Source organism: Micromonospora sp. NPDC006431 (assembly GCF_042870725.1).
Classification (GTDB): Bacteria; Actinomycetota; Actinomycetes; order Mycobacteriales; family Micromonosporaceae; genus Micromonospora.
Map to the genome: position 1 here is coordinate 1 of NZ_JBIAHQ010000066.1, position 4,008 is coordinate 4,008.

The 4,008-nt window shown below is 68.3% G+C and carries 5 protein-coding genes; 2 read left to right on the forward strand and 3 right to left on the reverse strand.

The annotated features are described in order from the left end of the window. Both ACFYM6_RS35990 and ACFYM6_RS35995 read left to right on the forward strand, forming a co-directional pair. A partial coding sequence (locus ACFYM6_RS35990; RefSeq protein ID WP_387281987.1) for an SMI1/KNR4 family protein occupies positions 1-640 on the forward strand: 640 nt, incomplete at its 5' end. 185 nt (positions 641-825) lie between these two features. Beyond that, the gene (locus ACFYM6_RS35995; protein WP_387281989.1) at positions 826-1,941 is read left to right on the forward strand and encodes a MerR family transcriptional regulator; all 1,116 of its coding nucleotides are present in this window, start codon (positions 826-828) and stop codon (positions 1,939-1,941) included. Positions 1,942-2,151: 210 nt separating this feature from the next. Here ACFYM6_RS35995 and ACFYM6_RS36000 read toward each other — a convergent pair whose 3' ends face one another. The 3 genes from ACFYM6_RS36000 to ACFYM6_RS36010 form a co-directional block, all read right to left on the reverse strand. After that, positions 2,152-2,655 (reverse strand): DivIVA domain-containing protein, encoded by a 504-nt coding sequence (locus tag ACFYM6_RS36000; protein WP_387281991.1) that lies wholly within the window; start codon positions 2,653-2,655, stop codon positions 2,152-2,154. A gap of 144 nt (positions 2,656-2,799) precedes the next feature. Then, positions 2,800-3,168, reverse strand: a complete 369-nt coding sequence (locus tag ACFYM6_RS36005; protein ID WP_387281992.1) for a hypothetical protein — start codon at positions 3,166-3,168, stop codon at positions 2,800-2,802. A gap of 163 nt (positions 3,169-3,331) precedes the next feature. Further along, the gene (locus tag ACFYM6_RS36010; protein ID WP_387281994.1) at positions 3,332-3,850 is read right to left on the reverse strand and encodes a VOC family protein; all 519 of its coding nucleotides are present in this window, start codon (positions 3,848-3,850) and stop codon (positions 3,332-3,334) included. Positions 3,851-4,008: the final 158 nt, after the last annotated feature.

The window sequence follows — 4,008 nt, forward strand, 5'->3', positions numbered from 1 at the left end:
CAATCACAAGTTTCCCTTGCAGGGCAGGCACTTCCGCTCATCTACACGCCGACGAACAGCACATCCCGGCGATCACCATGAATCACCCAGGCTAGAGCTCGCGGCCTCGACGCCTCGAGATCCGGCGATGTTCGGCGCAAGCGCTCACCGTTTCCGCATCGGGCCACCACTGTCGGAGAACTCGGTTGCCGCCTTTGAGCAGCAGCACCGGGTCAGGCTACCGACTGACTACAGAGCGTTCATCACCAAGGTCGGGCATGGCGGACCCGGCCAGTTCGGTGGGGCTGGCCCGTACTACGGCCTGCATCCGCTTGAGGACTGGGACATGGTTCTGTGGGACACGCCGGACGCCGGCACGTTGGCCAAGCCGTTTCCCGCCGAGCCGGGGCGGGTGTACGAGGACTGGCTTGCCGAGGTGGCGCCGGGCGATGAGGACGAACCGTACCGCGGAACGTTAACCCTCAGCGACCAGGGCTGCGGCTACATGTCCCTCCTCGTCGTCACCGGGCCTGCGCGTGGGCGGATTACCGATAACTGCGAACGCGACGAAGGTCCGGTCTTCACTGCGGATCGGGACTTCCTGTCGTGGTACGAGAGATGGCTGGATGCTGTCCTGGCGGGCGAGCAGCACTTTCGCTAACGGTGGGCCGATTCCGGGGAGTGTGAGCGTAGCGTTAAGGCATCCGCATCTGCCGCGATCAGCGCGCTACGGAACGTCATGACGAGTTCCGCCCAGCTCCCGGATCTACCGATGAGCGGAAACTCGATCAAGCCAGCAGCGAATCGGTTGCTCCTCACGCGGCGTCATGCCACATAGTCGGTGGCGTGGAGGAGTACCTGACCGTGGGGCGTGTGGCGGAGTTGGCCGGCGTCAGCGTCCGCACACTGCATCACTATGACGAGATCGGCCTCCTGGAGCCGTCCACGCGGACCGCGGCTGGGCACCGGGCCTACTCGGCAGGCGATGTGGAGCGACTCCGGGAGGTGCTCGCCTACCGGCGGCTCGGCTTCGGATTGCGGGAGATCGCGGATCTGGTTGACGATCCGGCCACCGACGCAGTCGCGCACCTGTGCCGGCTGCGCGGCCTGCTGATGGACCAGCGCGACCGCGCTGCTGCCATGGTGACGGCCATAGACAGGGAACTGGAGGCACGAGCAATGGGAATCAGGACGACACCAGAGGAGCAACTGAAAGTGTTCGGCGCGCAGTTGTACGACGCCATCGGATCCGCTTACCCAGCGACGCGGCGCACCGAGCCACGGATCGCCGCGCGAATCTGGGATGCGCTGGGGGACGCACGAACGGTGCTGAACGTCGGGGCTGGCACCGGCTCCTACGAACCACCCGACCGCGAGGTCACGGCGGTAGAACCGTCGGCGGTCATGCGGGCGCAGCGTCCCGTGGGCGCGGCGCCGTGCGTGGCCGCCGCTGCGGAGAGTCTGCCGTTCGAGGACCAGTCCTTTGACGCCGCGATGGCGGTCAGCACCGTCCATCACTGGCCGGACCCGGTCGCCGGGCTGCGTGAGATGCGGCGTGTGGCCCGCCGCGTGGTGGTGTTCACGTACGACGCCGCTGACACCGGCTGGCGTCAGCGGTTCTGGCTCACCCGCGACTACTTACCCGAGTTCGCAGACCTCCTCGTCGGCTGGCCGTCCTTGGCCGACCTGACCCGCGCGATCGGAGGACGCGCGGAGCCGGTGCTCGTCCCGCGGGACTGCGCTGACGGCTTCTTCGAGGCATACTGGCGCCGGCCTGAGGCGTACCTGGACGAACATGTACGCCGCGCGGTTTCGGTATGGACCAGAGTCGGACCGCAGGCTGAGCAACGGGCAGTCAGCACACTCCGCGAAGATCTTTCCTCAGGTCGGTGGGCCGAGCGCAACCGCGACATCGTCGCTCTCGACACGGCAGAGCTCGGTCTCCGCCTGCTCGTAGCGTGAACCACCGTGCGCGAGAGCGCCGCCAGAAAGCTGACCGCCGGGATCATCAGATACTGCCGCGGCGCCCTTTGCCTCCGTGGCGCGCTCAACCTGGACGTCCTTGCCGTACGGGTCGAGCTTAAACCTGTCGGTCCAGCTCATGGGCTGCATGAGCGAGCGACGCGCAGATCCGATGCACCTCGGGGACCCTGCCCGGCCGCTCCGCTTCGATCAGGAATGAGGGCTCGGATCTTCCTCCGGTGACGGTGCCCGGGTGGGCGGTACAGGAGACAGATCCCGGCGGGTACCGGTGATCCCGGCCGCCTGTTCGTGCGCCCGGTTCAAGATCGCCTCCGCCTCCCGTCGAGCGGCAGTCACGATCCCCTCGGCTTCGAGCCGCGCCTTCGCGCGGTGGTCGTCGGCCTGCTCCTCGGCGAGTTTGAGGATCTGTTCTACCCGGGTGCCCAGGCCGCTGAGGGCTGGCCGCCGTCGTCGTTCCGCGACGACCGCGGTTCCTGTGGTTGTCCCGTCGCCTGCCAACCCGGCATCCTCGTCGCGGTCGACCAGGCCGTCCCCGGCGAGATCGGATTCCGTCGTACCGACCAGGGAGAGCGCGACGCCGAGCGCGGCGATCGTAACGCCGGACCAGACGGCGGCCGGCCCGAGGGATGGACCGACCGTGGCGCCGACGCCGAGCCCGAAAAGGACGGCAGCAGTCCTGGCCGGCTTGCGCATAGGTCCCCCTCGAGTGATGCGGGCGTGGGCTTCCGGTTCCAGCATGACGAACGAGTCAACCCGAGTCGATCCCCGACGGAACGCCCCGGGCAAGAGGTTGCGTCCCGCCGAGTGGTGCGGAGCCGCGAGTCTCCGCTCGTCCGTTCAGTGTCGGAGTCGGGTTGGGGTTTTGCCAGTCATGAGTTGGTGAGTGTGGGCTGCGGCGTGGGTGACTTCATGCCATCGGGGGTGGGTGAGGTAGTCGTCGTCGGGGGTGGTGGGTCCGAGTTCGTCGAGGATGGCGGTCAGGGGTTCGAGTGTTGCGGCGATCGCGACGGCCTCGCTGCTGCCGGCGAGGATGGTGCCGATGTCGTTGCGGGGGTGGTGCTGGTCCCAGAAGGTGTCGTCGATGAGCCAGTGGACGGCCTCGGTCAGGCCGGGCCAGGACGTGGTCTGGTGTGGGCGCAGGGTCGCGAGGATGGACAGGGCGTTGATGATGTCGGCTCGGCGGTCGGGCCAGGCGATGGTGGTCATGCGGCTGCCAGTTCGGTTGTCGCGAGGGTGGGCGCGGGTGTGGTGATCAGTGCCATGGTGCCTTCGGCGAGGTAGCGGCGGTCGCCGGTCTGCCATTCGGCGTGGGCTTCGACGAGGACGGCGCCGGCGAGGCGGAGCAGCGGCGTCTTGGACAGGCACGGGTTCAGCCGATCAGCGGGCGGCTGACGACACTGTCGGTGCGGCCGCTCAGTTCCCGGTCCAGGGTCTCCTGGGCGTCGCGCATCGCCTCGGCGTACGCCGGTTCAGCGAGCCGCCGCATTCCTACCTCGGGTGCGACGTCCTCGACCACCGCGCTGACCCACCAGATGTTGCCGAACGGGTCACGTACTCGGCCGCCCCGCTGGCCGAAGGCGTGGGTGGCCGGCGCGGTGACCACGCGGGCTCCGGCGGCGACCGCGCGCGCCATCGCGGCGTCCGCGTCGGCGACGAAGACCCGCAGTAGCGACGGCATGGCCGGCCAGTCCGACCGCTGGTCGAAGGCGAGCAGGACGGTGTCCCCGACGCGGATCTCGGCGTGGCCGATGGTCCCGTCCTCCAGTCGTACCCGCCCCTGCTCGACTCCGTCGAACACCGCGGTGATGAAGTCCAGCAACTGCCCGGTGTCTGGCGTGACGATCCACGGCGCGACTGTCGTGTACCCGGCGGGTGCGGTGCTGCTCATGGTGGATCTCCCTCGGTCGTAGCAGACTGCGCCCACGGTAGATCCCGTATAGGTCAGTTCTCGTCCTAGTACGGCAGCCGCCATTGGCGGTCTGACCTGGCGGGATGCGGTGGGGGTGTGCGGGGTGTGCGAAGTGGACGCAGCCGCCTGCCGATCAT

Bases quoted from the DNA above. Each gene is read 5' to 3' on its own strand.
- ACFYM6_RS36000 (WP_387281991.1), bottom strand. From the start codon at position 2,655: ATGCGCAAGCCGGCCAGGACTGCTGCCGTCCTTTTCGGGCTCGGCGTC.
- ACFYM6_RS36010 (WP_387281994.1), bottom strand. From the start codon at position 3,850: ATGAGCAGCACCGCACCCGCCGGGTACACGACAGTCGCGCCGTGGATC.
- ACFYM6_RS36005 (WP_387281992.1), bottom strand. From the start codon at position 3,168: ATGACCACCATCGCCTGGCCCGACCGCCGAGCCGACATCATCAACGCC.